Consider the following 22,865-nt stretch of genomic DNA (forward strand, 5'->3'; position numbering starts at 1 on the left):
CTCAGCGGCTGAACGCGCTGAGGAACTGGTCCCGGAAGGCGTCCATCCGCCACACCGGCGCGCCGGCGGTCGGCAGCAGGCCCGGCTGCCAGCCCCACCCGGCGACTCGCGACAGGACGCGAGGGTCCTTGGCCAGGATGGTCACCGGCACGTCGCGGCCTGCGTGGGCTCCGGAGACGGCATCGGACGGCTGGTGGTCGCCGAGCATGAGCACGACCAGGTTCGGGTCCGTCGTCGTCTGCAGGAACGACGTCACCGCGCCGACCGAGTACTCGACGGACTGACCGTATGCCGCGGCGATCCGCTGCTGGTCGGCCCACACGTGCGCGGCCGTGTCACCCAGGGCCGGCATGGGGTCGAAGACCGAGCCGTCGCCGACGCTCGCCCAGCGGACCAGCGAGGGCAACGGCGCCCAGGGCGAGTGGCTTGAGGTGAGATCGAGCTCCGCCATGACCGGGCGGCGCGGACCGGGGGTGAGCTCCAGGCGCTGCAGGGCCGCCAGCACGTACTGGTCGGGCATCGTCGAGTAGCCGAACCGGGGGCCGGCATACCCGAGGTTGCCGGCACCGTAGAGGTGGTCGAAGCCGTAGAACGCCTCACCCTGCGGCCAGTCGTCCTGGTCGGAGGGCACGGCGTCGACCGTGCGCCACCCGGCCCGCCGGAACGCCCCGCTCAGCGTCAGCCGGTGGGTCGTCAGGAGGGTGTCGTACCGTTCCTGGCTGTCGACCCAGAGCCCTGACTGGAGAGTCGAGTGCGCCAGCCAGCTGATCCCGCCGAACGTGGGCGAGGTGAGGAAGGCACTGCGTGACCCGACTCCTGAGGCCTGGAGGCGGCTCGTCGCCGTCCGGAGGGTCGCGTCAACCCCGGCGGAGATCGGCGAGCCCTCCACGGCGACGCGTCCGTAGCTCTCGACGAAGACGACGACGACGTCCTTGCCACGCAGGCCCTGGAGCAGGTGGGACGCGGGCGCCGCCCGGAACGGGTCGATTGCGATCTCGCGCGCGAAGGTGGTGCGGTCCTGAAGGTCAGAGCGCACCTGCAGGACGTGTCGCGCGACCAGGCCGGCAGCGTCGGTGGAGGCCACGGCACGCCCGTCGGGGAGCTCTAGCCCCGTCGCCGCCAGCGCCGTCCACACCACCGCCGCTGCGCCCAACCCCAGTAGCGCGCCCCGCCGGCGGCGGTCCACGAGCCCTTGCAACCGCACCACCGACCAGCCGAGCAGGACCACTCCAAGGGTCCAGCCCACCGCTCCGAGCACCACGACCAGGACGGCTAGCGGACGCCCGACCGAGTCGGTCAGGAAGCCCAGCCCTGACCCCGCATACGTCCAGTCCTGGGTCGGGCGCAGGGGACGTCCCAGCGCCTGCAGGAGTCCGGTGTCGAGCACTTTCAGCGTGAGCAGCAGGGCGAGGAGCACGCCGATGCCGGCCGCGACGGCGGCCCGAACCCGCGAGGGCAGGCCGACCAGGGAAAGCGCCAGCAGGACCGCCACCGCCACCACGCCCTCGAGCGGGAGGCGCACCAGGCTCTGCACGCTCAGCGTGCTGAGGTCGTCAGGCGCCACGAGGGCGAGCCAGGCGAGCACGCCGCCCACCCCCCACAGGACGACCAGGGCCCGCCGGCGGCCCCCGGGGTGGAGGGCACGCCGGCGGCGTTGGCTACGCATCGTTCGGCGCCATTGCTGCCGGCACGCCCTCCAGAGCGGGGTCCCCCAGCGGCTCCCGCCGGACCCACAGCCACCAGACGTCCCGGCCGAACGACTCGGCCAACATCCCCCACGCCACCGTCAGAGCCAGCACCAGCACCCACCGCGGCCCACGCGGCACCACGTTCGCCGTGAGAACGACCCCCTGGGTGGCGGTGACGACCTTGCGCCAGGGCCGGGCCGGCAGGGTTCGCCGCATCCACGGTCGCAGCCAGCCTGCGAGGACGAACAGGTAGCGGGCGGCTCCGATGAGCAGCACCCAGGCACCGGCCCACCGCGCGACGAGGATGCTGAGGACGAGGAGGAGGAAGGCATCCACCTCCATGTCGAACCGGCCACCCAGGGCCGAGACGGTCCCCGTGCGCCGGGCCACCCAGCCGTCGAGGGCGTCGAGCGCCAGGGCGACCCCGGTCAGCGACAGCAGCACCCGCCCGGTCGGGCCGGCCCACCCGCCTGCTGCCAGGGCCGTCACGCCCCCCACCAGCACCGCCCGTGTGAGGGTCACCCGGTTCGCGGCCCCCAGACCCGGCATCTCGTGCCCGGCCAGCCCCCGGGCCAACGCGACGGCCGTCACGAGCCCGTAGGCGACGCCGAGAAGCCACCCGGTCGCCCCGAGCCCGACCGTGCCACTGAGCACGAGGAGCAGCACGAGCTGGGCAGCGAGCCCGGCGACCGGGCCACCGTGAACCGACGCCATGGCTCCTCCGTGTCTAGGGGTGCAGGGATGAGACGAGACCGGCTGGGTAACTGTTCACCGAGGCCAGACCGCGAGACGGTCACGGACGGTCGTGGGAGCATCGAGCAGGCACCGAGGGGAGGGCTCGTGGGACGTCAGGCGACGGCATACTGGCTGCGCGAGCCGGGCCTCGGTGAGATTCGCCCTGTCACGCTCCCCGACCCTGGCCCCGACGACGTCGTGGTACGGGCGCTGCGCTCCGGCGTGAGCCGAGGTACCGAGCTGCTCGTCTTCCGCGGTGGCGTGCCGCCGAGCCAGTATGCCGCGATGCGGGCGCCGTTCCAGGACGGCGACTTCCCCGGGCCGGTCAAGTACGGCTATCTGAGTGTCGGGGTGGTCGACGAGGGACCCCAGCACCTGCGGGGGCGGACGGTGTTCTGCCTCTATCCGCATCAGGACACCTATGTCGTCCCGGCGTCGGCCGTCACCGTCGTGCCCGATGGCATACCCGCGGACCGAGCGGTGCTCGCGGGCACGGTCGAGACGGCGGTGAACGCGCTCTGGGACGCCCCACCCCTGGTCGGGGACCGCATCGCGGTGGTTGGCGCCGGGATGGTGGGCTGCTGCGTGGCCCGTCTGGCGTCGCTGTGTGCCGGCACCACGGTCACCCTCGTCGACGCACTCCAGAGCCGAGCCGACGTCGCCGCGCGGCTCGGCGTCGGCTTCGCGCTGCCCGCCGAGGCAGAGGGCGGTTGCGACCTGGTGGTGCACACGAGCGCGACCTCGGAGGGTCTGCAGAGGTCCCTGGAGCTGCTGGCGCCCGAGGGCGTGGTCCTCGACCTCAGCTGGTACGGCGACCAGGACGTACGGCTCTCGCTGGGGGGCGCCTTCCACTCCCAGCGGCTGGCGATCCGGGCGAGCCAGGTGGGGGCGGTCGCCCCGGCCCGGCGCTCGAGCCGCACTCACGCCCAGCGGCTGGCCCTCGCACTGGAGCTCCTGCGTGACCCTGCCTTCGACGTGCTGGTCACCGGGACCTCCCGGTTCGAGGAGCTGCCCCGGGTCATGTCAGAGATGTCGTCCGGGCGGCTGTCCGGCCTGTGCCACACGATCGCCTACAGCGGGGAGTAGCCATGTTCAGTGTCACGGTTCGCGACCACCTCATGGTCGCCCACAGCCTGCGCGGCGAGGTCTTCGGCCCCGCCCAGCGGCTGCACGGCGCGACCTTCGTCGTCGACGCCACCCTGCGGGCCGACCGGCTCGATGACGACGGCATCGTCGCCGACCTCGGCCGGGCCGCCCAGGAGCTCCACGCCGTCCTCGAGGAGCTGACCTATCGCAACCTCGACGACGAGCCGAGCCTGGCCGGGACGAACACCACCACCGAGGCGCTGGCCCAGGTGGTCGCCGACCGTCTCGCTGCCCGTGTGGTGGATGGCCCGCTCGGAGCCTCGGGCAACCTGACCGGCCTGGCAGTCACCCTGCACGAGTCCCACGTGGCGTGGGCCGGCTACGAGCGGGCGCTGTGAGCGTCGTCCATCTCGTCGTGCCGGACGGCTTCGACCTGCCGTCGCGGCCCAGTGGCGGAAACCTGTACGACCGCCGGCTCGCTCAGGAGCTCAGCGAGACCGGATGGTCCGTGCGGGTATGGCCCGTCGCCGGCACCTGGCAGCCGGGCGGGAGCCTGGCCGACGGCCCCCTGACAGACATCCTGGCCGCGATCCCGGATGCCGCGGTGGTGCTCGTCGACGGGCTGGTCGCCCGTCGCGCCGGTTCCGAGCTGCTCCCCCACTCCGCGCGGCTGCGGGTCGTGGTCCTCGTGCACCAGCCCACACCCGACGCCGAACGAGCGGCCACCGTGCGTGCGGTGCTGGGCGCCGCCCACACGGTCGTGGCGACCAGTGAGTGGACCCGCCGGCGCCTGGTGGAACGCGACAGCGTGGCCCCGAGCCGGGTCCGTGTCGCGGTTCCCGGCGTGGACCGGGCGCCGTTGGCACCCGCCTCCTCGTCGGGTGAGCGCCTGCTCTGCGTCGCCGCCGTCACCCGCGAGAAGGGGCACGACCTTCTCCTCGCCGCCCTGGGCTCGATCCTGGACCTGCCGTGGCGCTGCACCTGCGTGGGGCCACTGGACCGCGACGTGGAGCTGGTCGAGGAGCTCGGGGTGTCGCCCGAGGGCACGCTCAGGGGACCCTTGCGTATGCCGGTGACCTTCACCGGCATACGCGTGGGCGCAGCCTTGGATGCCACCTATGCCGCCGCCGACCTGCTCGTGCTCCCCTCCCGTGCCGAGACCTACGGGATGGTCGTGACCGAGGCTCTGGCGCGCGGGGTCCCCGTGCTGGCCACCGCGGTCGGCGGCGTGCTGGAGGCGCTCGGAGGCGGGACCGAACATGGACGGGCCGGAGCGCTCGTCCCGCCGGACGACGTGCAGGCCCTGGCATCGACCCTGCGCTCCTGGCTGGGTGACGAGGACCTGCGGCGCCGCTGGCGGGCCGCCGCGCGGCAGCGCCGCACCACGTTGCCCCGCTGGTCGGACACCGCGCGCCGCGTCGCGCAGGTGCTGTGCGAGGCCGCGGCATGACCACCGACCCGGCACTGAGGGTGAGCGCCCCCTGGCTCCAGCTCCGGGAGGCGGCCGACACCGCCGCGAGGTCGCTCGCCCTGGCGTCCCGCGCCGCGCGATACGTCGCTGCTCGGCCCGGCGCCGGCGACGAGCCGAGCGTCGTCTACGACCTGGGCTCTGGCACCGGTGCCATGGCCCGATGGCTCGCTCCGCTGCTCCCAGGCCCCCAGCACTGGGTCCTCCTCGACCACGACGAGGACCTCCTCGTGGCCGCGGACATGGCATACGCAGGCCGGGCCGCTGACGGTGCGCCGGTCACGATCGAGACGCGCCCCCTAGACCTGACCGAGCTCGAGCCGGCGCACCTCAGCGGCGCCACGATGGTCACCGCGTCGGCCTTGGTGGACCTCCTGACCGTGGACGAGCTGGACCGCATCGTGTCCACCGTGACGGCCCTGGCCTGCCCCGCTCTGGTGACCCTCTCCGTCGTCGGCCGGGTCCGGCTCCGGCCTCACGACCCGCTCGACCCGGTCGTCGCCGAGGCGTTCGACCTGCACCAGCGCCGGACCGTGGCAGGTCGGACCCTGATGGGACCCGGTGCGCTGGGCCACCTCGCCACGGCGTTCGCGCGAGCGGGTGCGCGTGTCGTCAGCCGTCCGAGCCCATGGCGTCTCACGGCCACCGACGCCGCGTTGGCTAGCGAGTGGCTCTCTGGATGGGTCGCGGCAGCCTGCGAGCAGCGGCCCGAGCTCGCCGTGATGGCGGCGCCTTACCGTGAGCGGCGCCTGGCTCAGGCCGCGCAGGGTCGACTGAGGGTGACCGTCCAGCACGGCGACCTGTGGGTCGTGCCCCGATGACGGCCGAAGCGCTCGAGCGGGGTGGCCGCCGTGGCTGACACTCCCTACATCCTGCTGAGCTGCGGCATCTCGTTGGACGGCTACCTCGACGACGCCACGAGCCAGCGGCTCGTGCTGTCCAACGCGGCGGACCTCGACCGGGTGGATGCGGTGCGTGCCGGCTGCGACGCAGTGCTCGTCGGCGCTGGGACCGTCCGCGCCGACAACCCACGGCTCCTGGTCCGCTCCCCCGAGAGGCGCAGCGAGCGCCTCGCCAGAAGCGAGGGCCCGACGCCGGCCAAGGTGACGCTCACGGCGACCGGCAGACTCGACGCCACCGCCCACTTCTTCACCACGGGCGACACGCCGAAGCTCGTCTACACCGCGAGCCCGGGCCTGACGCAGGCGCGCTCGGCGGTCGGCGCTGTGTCCACCGTCATCGACGCCGGGGAGCCGCTCGACCTGCTCTGGGTCGCGAAGGACCTCCACTCCCGTGGGGTGCGCCGGTTGATGGTGGAGGGCGGCGGCCGAACCCTGACGCAGTTCCTCACGGCCGGACTGGCCGACCAGCTGGACCTGGTCGTCGCTCCCCTGTTCGTGGGCGACTCGCGTGGCCGCCGCTTCGTGGCCGACGGTGAGTTCCCCTGGAACACCGGGCACCGCGCCACGCTCGCGGACGTGCGCCAGATCGGCGATGTCGTGCTGCTGCGCTATGCCCTGTCGACCCGCTTCGGACCGGCCTGAGAGGACGACCCATGACGCATCCGCTGGGACCCGCCACCGTTCGCACGCAGGTCACGGTGCCGCTGCGCTTTCCCGACGGTTTCACGACCACCGCCCGGGTCTACACCTTCCACGGGCTCGCCGACGGGCGAGAGCACCTGGCGCTCGGGCTCGGCGACCACGCCGGGCGCCCACCCCTCGTGCGGCCGCACAGTGAGTGCCTGACCGGAGACGTGTTCGGCAGCCAGCGCTGCGACTGCGGTGCTCAGCTGCGCGAAGCCGTCGAGCGCATCAGCGAGGTGGGCGGCTTCCTGCTGTACCTGCGACAGGAGGGCCGCGGGATCGGCTTGTACGCCAAGCTCGACGCCTACGAGCTCCAGGACACCGGGCTCGACACCTACGAGGCCAACCTCGCTCTGGGGTATGCCGCGGACGAGCGCAGCTACACGGCCGCGGCGCAGATGCTGCATGCCCTCGGCGCCGACCGGGTGGCACTGCTCACCAACAACCCGACCAAGGCGACCCAGCTGGAGCGGCTCGGAATCACCGTGGTCGACCGTGTCGGCACGGGCGTGCACCTGTCACCGGCGAACGCCCGGTACCTCGCGACCAAGGTAGACCGTGGAGCCCACCTGCTGGACCTGGGGTGAAGGGAGACGGGTCAGCGCATGTTGCCGGTGTGGCCGAGGCTGAACCGCCCGGGCTGTGGCCACACTGACAGGCCATGTGGCCCGGCGTCGACAGGGATCTTGTGCAGCAGGGCACCTGTCGTCGTGTCGAAGACATAGACGACGTTGTCGTAGCGGCCCGAGAGCCACAGCTGCTTGCCGTCGGCGGTCACCCCACCCATGTCGGGCGAGCCACCACCGGGGATCTTCCACCGGGCGACCGGGGCCAGGGTGCTCGAGTCGAGCACGCTGATCGTGCCCTCGTCACGGTTGGAGATGAAGAGCCGCCGCCCGTCCCGGGACGGGTAGATGCCGTGGGCGCCCATGCCGGTGTGGATGAAGCGCGAGTACGTCAGGGTGCGAGCGTCGATGACCCAGATGCCGTTGCGCAGCATGTCGGCCGCCACGAAGAAGCGGCCGTCAGGCGTCAGGCGCACGTCCTGAGGCATCGAGCTCGCGCCCGGCCGGAGCCCGGCCTTGGGGCTGCCGGGCATGTTCATGGCCTCCTGGGGCGAGGTCGCCCCAGGAGTCTGGATGGCATTGAGGTCGATGACCTTGCGGATCGAGGTGGCACTGGCGTCGGTGACGATGAGCCGCCCGTCGAACTCACAGCTCGCCACGAGCGTCTTGAGGTCGCGGGTGAAGTCGGCGTGGTTGATGCCGGCACAAGGCACGTGGAGCGAGCGCTGCAGCTCCATGGTCTGCGCGTCCCGGACGTCGATGCGGCGCAACCGCTCGGCCATCACCAGGGCGTGCTGCCCGTCGGGGGTGAAGTAGAGGTTGTAGGGGTCGTCCACCGGGATGGGACGGCCCGGCTGCCCCGTCTTCGGGTCGATGGGCGTCAGGGTGTTGCCATGGTCGGCGTTCACCCACAGCGTCTTGAGGTCCCATGAGGGCACGACGTGCTGCGGCTCCGCGCCCACATGGAACCGGGCGACCACCTGGTAGGTCGCGGGGTCGATGAGCTGCACCGTGTTGCTGATGGTGTTGGGCACATAGACCATCGGCTTGGCCTGGCGCGCGACGGCGCTCAGGTCGCCCGCCGCCGCATCGGCATAGACCGACGTCGAGCGGGTCGTGGTCGAGGTCCTCGGCTTCGCCGAGCTCTTGGTCGTGCCGCCCGCGGGAGACAGGTCAGAAGATCCTGACGAGCACGCCGTCATGGCCAGCACTGCGAGCACCGGCAGCACCACCCGAGGCACGGCCAGTCGCCTGGTGAGTCGACGGCTCATGCGGTGGCCAGCAGACGGGACAGGGTGACCGGGGCCAGCCCCTTGCGGGACAGGCCGGCAAGGATCTCCGGGAGAGCCTTGGCCGTGCCGGTGTGACCGAAGTGCAGGCTGACGATCGACCCGGGCTGCACACCGGCGAGCGTCCGGTCACGCACTGCGGAGGCGCCGGGGTCGAGGTAGTCGCCGGGGTCGACGTCGTAGGACACGCACCGCTGGTAGCCGGCCGCCTGGGCCGCCGCCCTGATGGTGGCCGTGCTGTGCTGGGTGCCGGACGGCCGGAACCACCACCCGGCGGTCCCGACTGCTGCGCGCAGAGCGTCGGCGCCCTTCTGGGCCTCTCGGACGGCTTCTGCCGGGGAGAGCTGCTTCATCTGCTGGTGACTCCACGTGTGGTTACCCAACTCGTGCCCTGCGGCCAGGATCTCCCGGCCGAGCGAGGGCGTTGCCTCGATCCAGTTTCCCACCGCGAAGACGGTGATGTGGGCGTCGGCGCGGTGACACGCCGACAGGATCTCGTGGACCAGCTCGGCCGGCCCCTGGCCGTGGAAGGTCAGGGCCACGGCCTTGTGGTCACGCGGGCCGCTGACGATGTCGTCACCCGGGGTCTTGGCGATGGCCGGCTCAGGCGCCGGGCCGGAGCCCGACCCGGACCCTGAGGACGACCCGGGCTGGGGGCGCGTCGTCATCGGCGCAGAGCTATGGGGCTTGCCGTGGGAGGTGGAGGCGGGGGTCGACCCGGGCGCGGAGCAGGCGCCCAACGTCAGCCCGGTCAGACCGGCGGCGATGACGGCGCGCCGGGAGAACCCGCTGTTCTCGAGCTCGGACAGGTCTTCAGGCATCGGAACCACTCACCTTGCCACCCTCGGGCGTCAGCCCTGAGAAACCGCTGAACTCGATCCGGTGCGTGTGAAGGTGCATCGCACATCGTGACGACCACCGCCTCAGCCGTTCGGACTGCCTTTTGTGTTGCTCCACCATGACCACCACCCTACGGGCCTACCTTCGAAGCGTGAGCACGCACACCGCATACCCCACCACCCACCGGCCCCGCGTCCAGCGCAGCGCCCGCGGGTGGGTCTGGGTGTGCCCCTGCGGCGGGGCCTCCTGCCGCACCCCGGCCCAGGCGCCCCTGCCGTGGAGACTGGCGCTGATCGGCGCGTTGCTGCATTCGGGGAGCGTCGCTCCCTGACTTCGGCCTATGGTGCGAGGACCACTGCCATCAGGAGGTCTGAGCAATGAAGGTCGGCATCCCGCGCGAGGTCAAGAACAACGAGTACCGCGTCGCCATCACGCCCGCCGGAGTTCACGAGCTGAGGGTGCACGGCCACGAGGTGTTCGTCGAGAAGGAGGCGGGCGTCGGCTCGTCGATCCTCGATGAGGACTACGTGTCGGCTGGGGCGACCATCCTTGACTCCGCCGACGACATCTGGGCCACCGGTGACCTGATCCTCAAGGTCAAGGAGCCGATCGAGCCGGAGTACCACCGGATGCGCGAGGGCCAGACCCTCTTCACCTATCTGCACCTGGCGGCGGACCGGGCCCTCACCGAGGAGCTCGTCGCCCGCAAGGTGACGGCGGTCGCCTACGAGACCGTCGAGCTGCCGGACCGCTCGCTGCCGCTTCTCGCGCCCATGTCGGAGGTGGCGGGTCGCCTGGCTCCCCAGGTGGGGGCGCACACCCTCATGCGCGCCCAGGGTGGCCGTGGCCTGCTCATGGGTGGCGTGAGCGGGGTGTACGCCGCGAAGGTCGTCGTCATCGGCGCCGGCGTGTCGGGCATGAACGCGGCCGCCATCGCCCTGGGCATGCAGGCCGAGGTGCTGCTCCTCGACCGCGACATCGCCAAGCTGCGACACGCCGACGCCATCTACCAGGGCCACTGCCAGACGGTGGCGTCGAACACGTACGAGATCGAGCGCGCCATCTCGGACGCCGACCTCGTGATCGGCGCGGTGCTCGTCCCGGGTGCCAAGGCGCCCAAGCTCGTCACCAACGAGCAGGTGTCGCGGATGAAGCCGGGCTCCGTCCTCGTGGACATCTCGATCGACCAGGGCGGCTGCTTCGAGGACTCCCGGCCGACCACCCACGCCGACCCGACGTACCAGGTGCACGGCTCGGTCTTCTACTGCGTCGCCAACATGCCCGGAGCCGTCCCGCACACCAGCACCTATGCGCTGACCAACGTGACCCTCCCGTACGCGGTCGAGCTGGCCGACAAGGGCTGGCGCGATGCCCTGCGCGGCAACACGCCGCTCGCGCTGGGGCTCAACACCCATGACGGCTCGGTCACCTACGAGCCCGTCGCGCAGGCCCACGGGATGGAGTCGACGAGCCTCGACGCCGTGCTCGCCTGATCATGCTGCTCCCTTGACCGGCCTTCTCACCTGACCATGCTGTTCGCCGACGTCGTCGCTGCCTCGCAGGCGGCCACCGCCACCCGCTCCCGGCTCGCGAAGACGGCAGCCGTCGCGGCCGCGCTGCGTGCTGCCGGCGCTGCCGATGCCCCCACGGTCGCGGCGTTCCTGTCCGGGACGCTCCCCCAGCGGCGGGTTGGCGTGAGCTGGCGCGGCCTGGCCGAGCTGCCCCCGCCTGCGACCTCTGCGACCGTGACGGTCGCAGAGGTCGACGCGGCGCTCACCGCCCTGGCCGCCCTCGGCGGGGCCGGCTCGGCGCTGAGCAGGCAGCAGGCCGTGGGGGGCCTGTTCGGCCGGCTCACCGAGCCCGAGCAGCAGTTCCTCCGCGGCCTCATCACCGGTCAGGTACGTCAAGGGGCACTGGACGGGGTGATGCAGGCCGCCATCGCCGCGGCGGCAGAGGTGCCCGAGGCGTCGGTGCGCCGAGCGGTCATGCTGGCCGGCTATGCAGGTCCCGTGGCCGCAGCCGCGTTGGCCGGCGGCGTGGAGGCGCTGGACCGGATCACGCTGGAGGTCGGTCGCCCACTGCGGCCCATGCTCGCCGCCTCGGCGCCGGACGTAGGCTCAGCTCTGGACTCGGTCGGTGCGCCGACGGGAGTATTCGTGGACGGCAAGCTGGACGGTATACGGCTGCAGGCACATCGGGACGGGGACAGCGTCAGGCTCTTCACCCGCTCGCTGGACGACATCACCGACCGGCTCCCCGAGGTCGTCGAAGCAGTGCTGACGCTGCCCTCGCGGCGGCTGGTCCTCGACGGCGAAGCCATCGCGCTCGACGGCGCGGGGCGGCCACGCCCCTTCCAGGAGACCGCATCTCGCACGATGAGCAGCGTCGGTGTGGACCGGCTGCGCAGCGAGGTTCCGGTGACGCCGTACTTCTTCGACGTGCTTCACCTGGACGGCGAGGACCTCCTCGACGTGCCGGCCGAGGAGCGCTTCGCCAGGCTGGCCGACCTCGTCCCCGAGCCGTGGCTGGTGCCCAGGCAGCGGGCCGGTGACGAGCGGGAGGTTCAGGAGTTCTTCGAGCGTCTCGTCGCCGACGGTCACGAGGGCATCGTGGTCAAGTCCGCGACTGCCCCGTATGCCGCCGGGCGGCGCGGGGCCGGGTGGGTCAAGGTCAAGCCGCGGCACACCCTCGACCTCGTGGTGCTCGCCGTCGAGTGGGGCAGCGGGCGGCGACACGGCTGGCTCTCGAACATCCACCTCGGCGCACGGGACCCGGAGACCGGCGACTTCGTCATGCTGGGCAAGACCTTCAAGGGCATGACCGACGAGATGCTGGCCTGGCAGACCCAGCGGTTCACCGAGCTGGCGACCGAGGGCACCGACGGCTACGTCGTCCCCGTGAGGCCCGAGCAAGTGGTCGAGATCGCGTTCGACGGTATCCAGACGTCGTCGCGGTATCCCGGTGGCATGGCGCTGCGGTTCGCCCGTGTGCTGCGTTACCGCGACGACAAGACGGCGGAGGAAGCCGACACCGTTGCCACGGTCCGGTCACTGAGGGGCTGACAGCACCTTCAGGGCCGTGTCGGCGTGCGTCTGCATGCTGACCTCGCTCTGGACCACCTCGAGGATCTGCTGGTCCCGGCCGATGACGAAGGTGGCGCGCTTCACGGGGGTGATGAACCGGCGCCGCACGCCGTAGGACACAGCGACGGCGCCGTCGGAGTCGGCCAGCAACGGCATACCCAGCGAGTCCCGTTCGTCGAACTGCCGCTGGGTCGCCACGCCGTCCATGCTGATGCCCACGGGCTGCGCGCCGACGGCCGCGAACTCGGCGCGCAGGTCGCGGAAGCGACAGGCCTCCGCCGTGCAGCCGCCCGACAGCGCGACTGGGTAGAAGAACAGCACGACGCTGCCCTGCGTGAGCAGGCCCCGCAGTGTCTGGAGCTGACCGTGCTGGTCGGGCAGCTCGAAGTCGGGGGCGCGCTCTCCGGCGGACATCGTCCTCATACGGGCGGTTCGTCACTCCCCCGGTGGCGGATTGGTCGGGTCCGGCGATGGGGATTACATAGGTTACCTATGTACCATGGGAGAATGTCAGAGCGTCAGACCGTCGGCAACGACCTGCTTCGGGCGGCCGCCCGGCTCACCCGGTGGGCCTCGCGGCATGCGTCGTTCGACCTGCCCTATGCCCAGGCACGACTGCTCGCCCTGCTCGACGAGCTGGGACCCGCTCGCGTGAGCGTCCTGGCGGAGGCCGACCACAGCAGCCAGCCGGCGATGACGACGGCGCTGCAACGCCTGGAGGCACAAGGCCTGGCGCAGCGGCGGGCCGACCCCGACGACGCCCGGGCCTCGTTGCTCGCGCTGACCGACCACGGGCGCGCCACCCTCGACCGCGTCCGGGCCGCCCGCCTGGCCGCGCTGGCCCCCACGTTGGACGGGCTCGAGGACGCAGAGATCGCGCGGCTGCGCACCGGCATCGACGTCATGGAGGACCTCCTGCGCCGCGCGGCCGCTGTGTACCCCACTCCCACCACCCGGAAGGAACCCTGACCCCACCATGTGGCGCCAACCCAAGACCGTCTGGTCCGTCGCCTTCGCCTGCGTGATCGCCTTCATGGGCATCGGCCTGGTCGACCCCATCCTCAAGCCGATCGCCGACGACCTCGGCGCCGGCCCCTCTCAGGTCTCGCTGCTCTTCACGAGCTACATGGCCGTGATGGGCCTCGCGATGCTCATCACGGGGTGGGTCTCGAGCCGCACCGGGGCCAAGCGCACCCTGCTCCTCGGTCTGCTCATCATCATCGTGGGCGCCGGCCTGGCGGGCGCCCAGGACACCGTGGGCGGCATCGTCGCGTTCCGCGCGGTGTGGGGTCTTGGCAACGCCCTGTTCATCGCCACCGCACTGGCCACCATCGTCAGTGCTGCCAGCGGGTCGGTGGGTCAGGCGATCATCCTCTACGAAGCCGCTCTGGGTGTCGGCATCGCGGCAGGGCCGCTGCTCGGTGGCTGGCTCGGCGCACACTCGTGGCGGTGGCCGTTCTGGGGCGTGAGCGTGCTCATGACCATCGCCTTCGTCGCGATCATCTCGACCCTTCCAGCCACGCCGCCCACCGGCCGCCGCACCCCACTCTCGGCACCGCTGCGTGCACTGTCGCACCGTGGGCTGCTCACTGTGGGGATCACCGCGCTGCTCTACAACTTCGGGTTCTTCACGCTACTGGCCTGGACGCCGTTCCCCCTGGGCATGGGAGCCCACCAGGTGGGCCTCATCTTCTTCGGCTGGGGCATCCTGCTCGCCTTCACCTCGGTCGTGGTCGCTCCCCGTATCCAGCGGCGCTTCGGCACGCTCCCCGGCCTGGTGGGTGCCCTGGGCGGGTTCGCGGTCGTGCTGGCGGCCATGGCCCTGGGGTCCTCCCACAAGCCCGTGCTGGTCGTCGGCGTGATCCTGGCGGGCGCCTTCCTCGGCATCAACAACACCCTCATCACCGAGACGGTCATGAAGATCTCGCCGGTCGAGCGCGGTGTCGCGTCCGCGGCATACAGCTTCGTGCGGTTCGGCGGCGGAGCCGTCGCCCCCTGGCTCGCCGGCACCCTCGGCGAGCGCGCCGCCAACATTCCCTTCTGGGTGGGCGCCGGCGCGGTCGTTCTCGGCATCGTCGCGCTGCTGACCGCCCGCAGCCTGGTCGACGCCATCGACCGGCAGCCCAGCCACGGCGCGGAGCCGCAGGGCAGCCCGTTGGAGGCCGAGGCGCTCACGGTCGGCGACGCCTGAGCCGACAACCGGCGGCTCCCCGACGCGAGCACGGGGCGCGCCCCTAGGCTGGGCGCCGTGCTCGACCAGATCACCGCGACGCGGTACGTCACTCCCCTGCGCGAGGGCGGTTCCCTGCCCGGGCTCGTCGAGGCCGACGACCTCGGCACCTACGTCCTGAAGTTCCGCGGAGCCGGCCAGGGTCTCAAGGTCCTGGTCGCCGAGATCGTCGTCGGCGAGCTGGCCCGGGCCCTCGGGCTGAACGTCCCGCGGATGACCGTGGTGGACCTCCAGGCGCCCATCGCCAAGTACGAGGCGGACGAGGAGGTGCAGGACCTGCTCACCGCGAGCCTCGGGCTCAACCTCGGGATCGACTTCCTGCCGGGGTCGTTCGGGTACGACGGGTCGCGACCTCCCGACGCCGAGACCGCCGCGTCGATCCTGTGGCTCGATGCGCTCACAGCCAACGTCGACCGGACCTGGAGCAACCCGAACCTCCTTGTCTGGCACCGCAACCCTTGGCTCATCGACCATGGCGCGGCCCTCTACTTCCACCATGGTTGGCCGACCCGAGGTGCCGACCCGGCGCGTTTCGCGGCTCAGCCGTACGACGCGAGCACTCACGTCCTGCGGGATGTGGCGGGGGATGTCGGGGACGCCCACGCACGGCTGGCTCCTCTGGTCACCTCGGACGTGCTCGATGCCGTGGTCGGCCAGGTTCCGTCGGAATGGCTCGAGCCGGCGCCGGGGCTCGTCGACGCTGCTGCTGTCAGGGCGGCCTACGTGGACCATCTGCGCGCCCGTGTGGCCCAGCCTGCGGCCTGGCTACCTGGAGGCGGCGCATGAGCTTCTTCGGCTACCAGTACGTCGTCCTGCGCTGCGTGCCCCGCGTGGAACGCGAGGAGTTCGTCAACGTGGGCGTGGTCCTCTACAGCCAGGGAGCGGACTTCCTCGAGGCGGCGTACCGGGTGGACGAGGCCCGCCTGCGCGTGCTTGCTCCGAGCGTCGACCTCGAGGAGGTCTCGGCCTCCTTGGAGACCATCTGCCAGGTATGCCGCGGGGTCACCGGCGGCGGGCTGCCCACCCTGGGTGGCTTGGGACGTCGGTTCGGCTGGCTCAGTGCGCCCCGCAGCACCGTCGTCCAGCCAGGTCCGGTCCACGGTGGCCTGACCGGTGACCCCGCGGGGGAGCTGCACACGCTGCTTCGTCGCCTCGTCGACTAGGCATCGACACCGGTCCTCCACAGGGGTGGGCCGCCGAGTATGGCCGCCCACAGGTTGACCGCGCGGTGCTTGACTATCGATGACGGAAGTCCTTGCGCCGCAACGGATTTTGCCTCGCTTCTCGGCCCGGACGGCTGTCAGTGGACCCGTCTAGCGTTGCGGTCATGGAGGGGCATTCCGCGACCAGCGACCTGGCCGCGCGGCGCGCGACCTTGGAGGGTGCGTGCGCCGCGCTGGCCGGGCTCGACGAGGTGCTCTACCAGGCCGGCGGTGACCAGCTGGGCCCGCTGCTGACCCTGCTCGACCGGCTCGGCATGGCCGCCGAGCTGGGCCGCGTGCACGTCACCGCCGAGGCCATCGCCCGCGGCGAGACCGGCACCCGAGGCTCGGCGGCCACCCCCGCCCAGTGGGTGCGCGCCCACGCACCCTCCACCCTCGCCGGCGGCGCCGCCCAGATCGTCACCCTCGCCCGCGAGCTGGCCAAGACGGCCAACGCACCCGTCCTGGCCGCCGTCACCGACGGCCACCTTCCCCTCCGGTCCGCCGCGGCGGTGATCGACGAGGCCGACCGGCTCCGACCCCTGCTGGCCGACGGTGCGGAACCAGCCGTGCTCGCCGGGCTGATCACCATGGCCGCCGAGCACGGGCCCCGCGGCGTCCGGATGGTCCGTCCCCGCCTGCTGGCCCAGTACGGCCTGGACGACCAGCTCCAGCGCGAGCAGGATGCCGCCGCCGGGTTCGTCGCGCTGTCCCAGCCACGACCGGCCGGCTCCGGCATCTACGAGTACCTGCTCACGCTCGACAGTGAGGGCCACGCCGTCCTCGAGTCCGCCCTCGGCCCCCTTTCCGCACCCCGACCCACCGACGGCGCACCCGACCACCGCAGCAGCGACCGCCGCCGCGGCGACGCCGTGGTCCAGCTGGTGCGCCGCGCCGTCGCGGCCGGCGACTCCGTGCCCACCACCACCAAGGCCCAGCTGTTCATCACCATGGACTACCACCAGCTCGCTGCACGGCTGAGCAGCGCAGACAGCGCAAACACCTCAGACAGCGCGGACGCCCGCCGTCCCCCCGGCCTGGCAGCCGGCACCGTCCTGGGCGGCCCCCACGCGGGCGAGCTCCTGGCCCCCGAGACCATCCGCCGCATCGCCTGCGACGCGGCCCTGGTGCCCGTCGTCCTGGGCACCAACCGCGAGATCCTCGACTGGGGCCGAGCCAGACGCCTGTTCACCCCAGCCCAGACCGCCAGCCTGTGGCTGCGCGACGGCGGCTGCACCTACCCTGGCTGCGACGCCCCGGCCCACTGGTGCGACGCCCACCACCTCATCCACTGGGCCGACGGTGGCCCCAGCGACCTTCTCAACGCCGCCCTCCTCTGCGCCCACCACCACCACCTCGTCCACCGCCGACGCCTCGCCGGCAATCTGGCAGACAGCGGGTCATCCCCACCGGGGGCCACAACACCGGGGGCCACAACGGCGACATACGACCGCGTCCACTGGAACCTCCACCCCGGAAGCTACGACCGGCTCATCACACGACGGGCAGCCGGCGATGCGGCCTGAGCGCCTTACGTGCCCTGGCGTCTCGTCGCATAGAACGCCACCGCCGCGGCCGCCGCCACGTTGAGCGAGTCGACGTTGCCACCCATCGGAATCCGGACCACATCGTCGACCTGCGCGAGGGTCGACGGGTGCAGGCCGTGGCCTTCGGTGCCGAGGATGAGCGCAAGGCGCTGGTGGTTGTGGCCAGCCAGCTCATCGAGGGTGATGGAGTCGACGCTCAACGCCAGCGCGGCCGTCCGGTAGCCGGCATCTCGCAGCAGCCGCAGGTCGTCAGGCCAGCTGCCGAGGCGGGTCCAGGGCACCTGGAAGACCGTGCCCATGGACACGCGGATGGAGCGCCGGTACAGGGGGTCGGCACAGCGTGGGGTGATGAGAACCGCGTCCACGCCCAGGGCTGCCGCGGCACGGAAGCCTGCGCCGAGGTTGGTGTGGTCGACGATGTCTTCGAAGATCGCCACTCGCCCGCCGTGGGCGCCGCCAACGAGCGCCTCCACGCTCGGCAGCGCGGGGCGCTGCATCGACGCCAGCGCACCACGGTGCAGGTGGAACCCGGTCAGCTGCTCGATCATGTCGTGCTCGCCCACGAACACGGGCAGTCCGTCGCGCTCGGCCTCCGCCACGACATCGGCCAGCTCGGTGAGCCAGCGCCGCGCCATGAGATAGCTCCGTGGCTGGTGCCCGGCGCCCAGGGCGCGGCGGATCACCTTCTCGGACTCCGCGATGTAGAGCCCTCGCTCCGGCTCGGTTCGCCTTCGCAGGGCCACGTCGGTCAGCGAGACGTAGTCGGCGACCCGTGGGTCGAGAGGGTCCGTGATCTCGATCGGCACGGCGGTCAGCTGAACCAGAGGATCTTGATGATGCCGACCACGCCAACGACGATGATCACCGCACGCAGCCCGAGGGGCGGGAGGCGTCGCCCGACGCGTGAGCCGATGACACCGCCAGCGAACGCCCCCAGCCCGACCAGGAGCGCCACGAGCCAGTCGATGCGACCCCAGGCGACGACCATGAAGGTGACCGCGGCTACGCCGTTCACCACCGTCGCGAGGACGTTCTTGTACCCGTTGAGCCGCTGGATCGGCTCGGTCGACAGGGCGCTCATCAGCCCCATGAGGATGACGCCCTGAGCGGCCCCGAAGTAGCCGCCGTAGATGCCTGCCACGAGCACGCCTCCCGTCAGCGCGGCGCCATGCCAGGCGGCCGGCGGGATCCCCGCCTCGTGCCGTTCGGCTGCGCGGCTCTGCAGGCGCGGACCCAGCACGACGAGGGTCAGCCCCACCGCGATGAGTACGGGGACGATCGCCTGGAACGCGGCAGGCGGCAGCACGAGCAGCAGCACCGCTCCCACGATGCCGCCGACCAAGGAGGCGGGAGCCAGGCGGCGGAGGGTAAGGCCCGCCCCACGCAGCTCGGAGCGGTACCCGTGCACGGCGGTCACCCCGCCCGCGACGAGCCCCACCGTGTTGGAGACGTTCGCGACGATCGGCGGATAGCCGAGGAACACCAGCACCGGGAACGTGATCAGCGTCCCGGAGCCAACGACCGTGTTGATCGTTCCCGCTGCCATCCCCGCAACCAGGATCCCGAGGGCTGCGAGCACGGACACCCGGTCACCCTATCGGGGCGCGCGGTCAGGGCTGAGGCGGCTCCAGGTCGTCGGCCGGCGGCGCAGTCGGGGCGGGCGGCTCGAACGGCGGCGGCTCGTACGGCGGAACTGCGTCGGCGGGCGGCCCGGGGTGAGGCTGGACCCGGGGAGCGGGCGCCGCGTGCTCCGTCGCCTCCTGGCTAGCCTTGCCCGCCATGCCTCGGGCTTCGGCCAGCGCCTGCTTGGGGTCCTCGAGGACGGTCTCCTGGAAGACGTCCTGGGGATCGCCGGGGTCCACCCACTCCTCCCCGTCGTCATCCTGCGGGCCCCGTCCCTTCTCCGGCACGCCCAGCGCCCCACCGATCCCACGCAGGGCGTCGGTGAGCTCGCTCGGGATGATCCACATCTTGTTGGCGTCGCCGCGGGCGATCTGCGGCAGGACCTGCAGGTACTGGTAGGCCAGCAGCTTCTGCGTCGGCTTGCCGCGGTGGATGGCGTCGAACACCTGCTGGATCGCCCGCGCCTGACCCTGCGCCTCCAGGATCCGGGCCTGCGCCGAGCCCTCGGCCCTCAGGATCTGGCTCTGCTTCTCACCCTCGGCCGTGAGGATGTTCGACTGCTTGGAACCCTCGGCGATCAGGATGACGGCGCGACGGTCGCGCTCGGCCTTCATCTGCTTCTCCATGGACTCCTGGATCGACATCGGCGGGTCGATGGCCTTGAGCTCGACCCGGTTGACGCGGATGCCCCATTTGCCGGTCGCCTCGTCGAGGACACCACGGAGCTGTGCGTTGATCTGGTCGCGGCTGGTCAGCGTCTGCTCCAGGTCGAGCGACCCGATGACGTTACGCAACGTCGTCACGGTCAGCTGCTCGATGCCTTGGATGAAGTTGGCGATCTCATAGACGGCCGACTTGGCGTCGATCACCGAGTAGTAGATGACGGTGTCGATGTTGACCACGAGGTTGTCACTGGTGATCACCGGCTGGGGTGGGAACGACACCACCTGCTCGCGCAGGTCGACGTTCGCCCGCACCTTGTCCACGAACGGGATCAGGAAATGGATGCCGCCCTCCAGCGTCCGCGAGTAGCGGCCGAGCCGTTCGATGATCAGCGCCGTCTGCTGAGGCACGATGCGGACCGTGCGGAACAGCACGATCAGCGCAAAGGCCACCAGGATGACCAGGACGATGAACCCTGCACCTATGCCGTTCATGTTCACTCCGATTTCTGACCGGTCGTGTCGCCGGTGACGATCACGGTGGCCCCCTCGATGGACACAACCCGGACTTGCTGTCCGGGCTGGCACTGCATGGCGCCACCAGCGGTGCGTGCCGACCACGTCTCACCGCCGAGCTTGACCCGTCCGTCGTTCTCGGTCACGGTCTGCAGGACGCGCGCACTGCGGCCGACCAGACTCGCGGCGCCGATCGTTCGACTCGCCTCAGCGACCATGAACCGGCGGGTGAGGAAGGGCCGGACCAGCGTCAGCAGCAGGGCCGCCGCCACGACTCCGACCAGCACCTGGATCGGGAAGGGCGCGCCCAGGGCCGAGACCAGCGCCGCGGCCAGGGCTCCCCCCGCAAGCATGAGAAACACGAAGCTGACGGTGGCGGCCTCGATGGCAGCCAACACCAGAGCGATCCCCACCCACGCCAGCCACGGGTTCCCCGCGAACCAGTCCATGGCCCCTCTGCTTTCTGTCAGCTACCTCTAGGACGACGGCGGGGGCTCAGTGGTTCCCCCGTTGACTGTGGTCCCCCCGTTGACTGTGGTCCCCGTGTTGACCCTGGCACGCGCCGCCCAGCGGTCTCCGCGCCGCTCGAGCTCGAGCGGCATACCGAAGGTCGCGGAGAGATTCTCTTCCGTGAGGGTGAGCTCCAGCGGGCCTTGGGCCACGATGCGCCCGTCGCGCAGGAGCAGGACGTCGGTGAACGAGGGCGGGATCTCCTCGACGTGGTGGGTCACGAGGACCAGGGCCGGCGCCTCGACATCGGCGGCGAGCTCCCCCAGCCGGCGGACGAGGTCCTCCCGCCCACCGAGGTCGAGGCCAGCCGCGGGCTCGTCGAGCAGCATGAGCTCGGGGTCGGTCATGAGGGCGCGCGCGATCTGGACGCGCTTCCGCTCGCCCTCCGAGAGCGTTCCGTAGGTGCGGTCAGCCAGATGCTCGGCGCCCAGCGCCCCCAACAGCTCGGCGGCCCGCCGATGGTCGAGCTCGTCGTAGCTCTCCCGCCACCGGCCCACCACGCCATACGACGCGGTGACGACCACGTTGTGGACTGCCTCGTCGCCCGGGATCCGCTCGGCCAGAGCAGCGGAGGCGAGGCCGATCCGAGGACGCAGCTCGAACACGTCGACCGCACCCAGCACCTCGCTGAGCACGCCGGCGACGCCCCGGGTCGGGTGCATCCGTCCGGCGGCGAGCTGCAACAAGGTGGTCTTACCGGCGCCGTTGGGGCCCAGGATCACCCAGCGCTGCCCCTCCTCCACCTCCCACGTGATGTCGTCGAGCAAGGTGGTGCGTCCACGAACGACGCTCACACCTGCGAACTCTAGGACGTCACTCATGGCACCGGACCCTATCGGGAGGGCATCGGCTTAGCATGGCCAGATGCCCGAGCTGCCTGCGTCCGTGCGCCTCTCGCTGTGGACGACCTACGCGTGGAGCTCCGGGACGATTGCAGGGACGAACGCCGGGACGAGCTCCGGGACGAGCTCCGGCTCGCGATCGTGGCTCGACGACGTGCTGCGACGGGCCCTGCCGGACCTCGACCACGTCGCCGGCGACCTCGACCGCCTCACGGTGTGGCACGAGATGGGCGAGCAGGCACTGCTCGTGGCCCTCCCCAGCCCCGGCGACCTCTCCGGTATACCGGCCGCCTCGGCGGCCGCCCAGGCCATCGCCGCGGAGGTGGGAGAGTGCGTGTTCGTGCCCGGCGTGGGCGGCATGCTGGTCCCCACAATGTCCTCGTACGGCTCAGGTTCGGGTGGCTCGCTGGACCTCGGCACCAGGGTGGACTGGACGGCATACGACGCCGACCCGGTGCCCCGCCACCGGCTGGAGGCGCTCGAGCCCTCCCAGCTCGAGAGACACCTCCGCGAGGCCATCGCTGCGGCCACCGCGTCGCTGGACGCCGTGGGCGGGCAGCCGTTCGGCGCCACAGCCGCGCGCGAGCTGGCGGATGCGGCGCTGGGCGGTCGATGGGGACTTCCCCCGGGCCTGCCGGGCCGGCCCGCGCGGGTCATCGGGCTGGCCGGGACGGTGAGCCAGGTGGTGGACGTGGCTCTCGAGGCCGGGGATGGGGCGTTGACCGTGACGACTGCAGCCGCCCGCCACACCGTGCTGCTGCGACTCCGCCGCGCCGCCGACGAGGCGCTGGCGGCGGCGACCAACGCGGCCTGTGCCGTCCTCGCAGGCTGGCGCCCTGCCTGATCCGCTAGCCGAGAACGTCGTGGTAGACCCGGACGGTCTGCTCTCCGATGCTGGACCACGAGAAGGACTCCTCGGCCCGGCGACGCCCCGCGAGGCCCATCCGCGTTGCGCGGTCGGTGTCACTGACCGCGTCATTGAGCGCCTTGGCGAGCTCATCGACGAAGCGGTCGGCATCGAGCGGGATGCCGCTGCCGTCCTGCCGCTGGTCGATGGGCACAAGCCAGCCGGTCTCGCCGTCGACGACCACCTCGGGGATGCCACCGGTGGCGGTGGCCACGACGGGGAGCTCGCAGGCCATCGCCTCGAGGTTGACGATGCCCAGCGGCTCGTAGACCGACGGGCAGACGAAGACCGCGGCCCCGGTCAGCAGCTCGATCACGTCCGGCCGCGGTTGCATGTCGGCGATCCAGACGACACCGGAGCGGGTGGCCTGAAGCTTCTCGACAGCGGCCTTGGTGCGGGCTCCGATCTCCGGGGTGTCCGGTGCGCCCGCGCACAGCACGACCTGGACGTCGGGGTCCAGCAGGTGCGCCGCCGCGACGAGGTGG

26 protein-coding genes are annotated in these 22,865 nt (G+C 71.6%); 15 read left to right on the forward strand and 11 right to left on the reverse strand.

The features are described from left to right. Position 1 precedes the first annotated feature (1 nt). Together VGN50_RS05790 and VGN50_RS05795 are read right to left on the reverse strand one after the other, a co-directional pair. The gene (locus VGN50_RS05790) at positions 2 to 1,666 is read right to left on the reverse strand and encodes a CDP-alcohol phosphatidyltransferase (protein WP_327443745.1); all 1,665 of its coding nucleotides are present in this window, start codon (positions 1,664 to 1,666) and stop codon (positions 2 to 4) included. Beyond that, positions 1,659 to 2,402: a CDP-alcohol phosphatidyltransferase family protein gene (locus VGN50_RS05795; protein ID WP_327443747.1), complete on the reverse strand. Its 744-nt coding sequence runs from the start codon at positions 2,400 to 2,402 to the stop codon at positions 1,659 to 1,661. Before VGN50_RS05795 ends, VGN50_RS05790 begins: the two co-directional genes overlap by 8 nt. Positions 2,403 to 2,528: 126 nt before the next feature. Here VGN50_RS05795 and VGN50_RS05800 point away from each other — a divergent pair, with 126 nt between their 5' ends. Genes VGN50_RS05800 through VGN50_RS05825 form a run of 6 tightly spaced genes read left to right on the forward strand, consistent with a single transcriptional unit; the run spans position 2,529 to position 7,150 of the window. Then, positions 2,529 to 3,509, forward strand: coding sequence for a zinc-binding alcohol dehydrogenase (locus tag VGN50_RS05800; RefSeq protein WP_327443748.1), 981 nt, complete (start codon positions 2,529 to 2,531; stop codon positions 3,507 to 3,509). A 2-nt stretch (positions 3,510 to 3,511) separates the two neighbouring features. After that, the gene (locus tag VGN50_RS05805) at positions 3,512 to 3,907 is read left to right on the forward strand and encodes a 6-carboxytetrahydropterin synthase (RefSeq protein ID WP_327443749.1); all 396 of its coding nucleotides are present in this window, start codon (positions 3,512 to 3,514) and stop codon (positions 3,905 to 3,907) included. Next, entirely contained in the window at positions 3,904 to 4,959 is a 1,056-nt protein-coding gene (locus tag VGN50_RS05810) for a glycosyltransferase family 4 protein (RefSeq protein WP_327443750.1), read from the forward strand. Before VGN50_RS05805 ends, VGN50_RS05810 begins: the two co-directional genes overlap by 4 nt. Further along, positions 4,956 to 5,798, forward strand: coding sequence for a class I SAM-dependent methyltransferase (locus VGN50_RS05815; protein WP_327443751.1), 843 nt, complete (start codon positions 4,956 to 4,958; stop codon positions 5,796 to 5,798). The genes VGN50_RS05810 and VGN50_RS05815 overlap by 4 nt, the downstream gene beginning before the upstream one ends. A gap of 30 nt (positions 5,799 to 5,828) precedes the next feature. Next, positions 5,829 to 6,521, forward strand: coding sequence for a RibD family protein (locus tag VGN50_RS05820; protein WP_327443753.1), 693 nt, complete (start codon positions 5,829 to 5,831; stop codon positions 6,519 to 6,521). Between the two features lie 11 nt (positions 6,522 to 6,532). Continuing rightward, positions 6,533 to 7,150, forward strand: a complete 618-nt coding sequence (locus VGN50_RS05825) for a GTP cyclohydrolase II (protein ID WP_327443754.1) — start codon at positions 6,533 to 6,535, stop codon at positions 7,148 to 7,150. Positions 7,151 to 7,161: 11 nt separating this feature from the next. On the opposite strand, the gene VGN50_RS05830 is transcribed toward VGN50_RS05825, so the two are convergent. After that, positions 7,162 to 8,400, reverse strand: coding sequence for a YncE family protein (locus VGN50_RS05830; RefSeq protein WP_327443755.1), 1,239 nt, complete (start codon positions 8,398 to 8,400; stop codon positions 7,162 to 7,164). Beyond that, positions 8,397 to 9,239 (reverse strand): polysaccharide deacetylase family protein, encoded by an 843-nt coding sequence (locus VGN50_RS05835; RefSeq protein ID WP_327443756.1) that lies wholly within the window; start codon positions 9,237 to 9,239, stop codon positions 8,397 to 8,399. Before VGN50_RS05835 ends, VGN50_RS05830 begins: the two co-directional genes overlap by 4 nt. Before the next feature lie 170 nt (positions 9,240 to 9,409). Between VGN50_RS05835 and VGN50_RS05840 the strand changes: the two genes are divergently transcribed. From VGN50_RS05840 to VGN50_RS05850, 3 genes are read left to right on the forward strand one after another with little or no spacing between them, the layout of a single operon-like run. Next, entirely contained in the window at positions 9,410 to 9,589 is a 180-nt protein-coding gene (locus tag VGN50_RS05840) for a hypothetical protein (RefSeq protein WP_327443758.1), read from the forward strand. A 46-nt stretch (positions 9,590 to 9,635) separates the two neighbouring features. Next, the gene (gene ald / locus VGN50_RS05845; protein ID WP_327443759.1) at positions 9,636 to 10,751 is read left to right on the forward strand and encodes an alanine dehydrogenase; all 1,116 of its coding nucleotides are present in this window, start codon (positions 9,636 to 9,638) and stop codon (positions 10,749 to 10,751) included. Positions 10,752 to 10,787: 36 nt separating this feature from the next. Further along, positions 10,788 to 12,320 (forward strand): ATP-dependent DNA ligase, encoded by a 1,533-nt coding sequence (locus tag VGN50_RS05850; RefSeq protein ID WP_327443760.1) that lies wholly within the window; start codon positions 10,788 to 10,790, stop codon positions 12,318 to 12,320. Here the strand turns inward: VGN50_RS05850 and VGN50_RS05855 are convergent. Continuing rightward, positions 12,306 to 12,764, reverse strand: coding sequence for a peroxiredoxin (locus VGN50_RS05855; RefSeq protein WP_327443761.1), 459 nt, complete (start codon positions 12,762 to 12,764; stop codon positions 12,306 to 12,308). The two genes, VGN50_RS05850 and VGN50_RS05855, sit on opposite strands and share 15 nt — an antisense overlap. 84 nt (positions 12,765 to 12,848) lie before the next feature. Between VGN50_RS05855 and VGN50_RS05860 the strand changes: the two genes are divergently transcribed. From VGN50_RS05860 to VGN50_RS05880, 5 genes are all read left to right on the forward strand, one after another. Further along, the gene (locus VGN50_RS05860) at positions 12,849 to 13,310 is read left to right on the forward strand and encodes a MarR family winged helix-turn-helix transcriptional regulator (protein ID WP_327443762.1); all 462 of its coding nucleotides are present in this window, start codon (positions 12,849 to 12,851) and stop codon (positions 13,308 to 13,310) included. A 7-nt stretch (positions 13,311 to 13,317) separates the two neighbouring features. Then, a complete protein-coding gene (locus VGN50_RS05865; RefSeq protein WP_327443763.1) occupies positions 13,318 to 14,532 on the forward strand; it encodes an MFS transporter in 1,215 nt (404 codons plus the stop codon). Positions 14,533 to 14,589: 57 nt separating this feature from the next. After that, a complete protein-coding gene (locus VGN50_RS05870; protein ID WP_327443764.1) occupies positions 14,590 to 15,357 on the forward strand; it encodes a HipA family kinase in 768 nt (255 codons plus the stop codon). After that, positions 15,354 to 15,734 carry a DUF3037 domain-containing protein gene (locus VGN50_RS05875; RefSeq protein WP_327443765.1) on the forward strand — a complete coding sequence of 127 codons (381 nt, stop codon included), beginning with the start codon at positions 15,354 to 15,356 and terminating at the stop codon, positions 15,732 to 15,734. The genes VGN50_RS05870 and VGN50_RS05875 overlap by 4 nt, the downstream gene beginning before the upstream one ends. 164 nt (positions 15,735 to 15,898) lie before the next feature. After that, positions 15,899 to 17,299, forward strand: coding sequence for an HNH endonuclease signature motif containing protein (locus tag VGN50_RS05880; protein ID WP_327443767.1), 1,401 nt, complete (start codon positions 15,899 to 15,901; stop codon positions 17,297 to 17,299). A gap of 5 nt (positions 17,300 to 17,304) precedes the next feature. Here VGN50_RS05880 and VGN50_RS05885 read toward each other — a convergent pair whose 3' ends face one another. From VGN50_RS05885 to VGN50_RS05905, 5 genes are read right to left on the reverse strand one after another with little or no spacing between them, the layout of a single operon-like run. Continuing rightward, a complete protein-coding gene (locus VGN50_RS05885) occupies positions 17,305 to 18,126 on the reverse strand; it encodes an RNA methyltransferase (RefSeq protein ID WP_327443768.1) in 822 nt (273 codons plus the stop codon). Between the two features lie 5 nt (positions 18,127 to 18,131). Further along, a complete protein-coding gene (locus VGN50_RS05890) occupies positions 18,132 to 18,905 on the reverse strand; it encodes a sulfite exporter TauE/SafE family protein (RefSeq protein WP_327443769.1) in 774 nt (257 codons plus the stop codon). 25 nt (positions 18,906 to 18,930) lie between these two features. Next, positions 18,931 to 20,100, reverse strand: coding sequence for an SPFH domain-containing protein (locus VGN50_RS05895; protein ID WP_327443770.1), 1,170 nt, complete (start codon positions 20,098 to 20,100; stop codon positions 18,931 to 18,933). Between the two features lie 2 nt (positions 20,101 to 20,102). Beyond that, the gene (locus tag VGN50_RS05900; RefSeq protein ID WP_327443771.1) at positions 20,103 to 20,570 is read right to left on the reverse strand and encodes an NfeD family protein; all 468 of its coding nucleotides are present in this window, start codon (positions 20,568 to 20,570) and stop codon (positions 20,103 to 20,105) included. A gap of 27 nt (positions 20,571 to 20,597) precedes the next feature. After that, on the reverse strand, positions 20,598 to 21,452 hold the full coding sequence (locus VGN50_RS05905) for an ABC transporter ATP-binding protein (protein ID WP_327443772.1): 855 nt from the start codon (positions 21,450 to 21,452) through the stop codon (positions 20,598 to 20,600). A 43-nt stretch (positions 21,453 to 21,495) separates the two neighbouring features. Here VGN50_RS05905 and VGN50_RS05910 point away from each other — a divergent pair, with 43 nt between their 5' ends. Further along, the gene (locus VGN50_RS05910) at positions 21,496 to 22,317 is read left to right on the forward strand and encodes a hypothetical protein (RefSeq protein WP_327443773.1); all 822 of its coding nucleotides are present in this window, start codon (positions 21,496 to 21,498) and stop codon (positions 22,315 to 22,317) included. Between the two features lie 4 nt (positions 22,318 to 22,321). Here the strand turns inward: VGN50_RS05910 and VGN50_RS05915 are convergent. Further along, positions 22,322 to 22,865 (reverse strand): glycosyltransferase (locus VGN50_RS05915; protein WP_327443774.1); only part of this gene is annotated, 544 nt, incomplete at its 5' end.

It is taken from the genome of Pedococcus sp. (assembly GCF_036000045.1).
Lineage (GTDB): Bacteria > Actinomycetota > Actinomycetes > Actinomycetales > Dermatophilaceae > Pedococcus.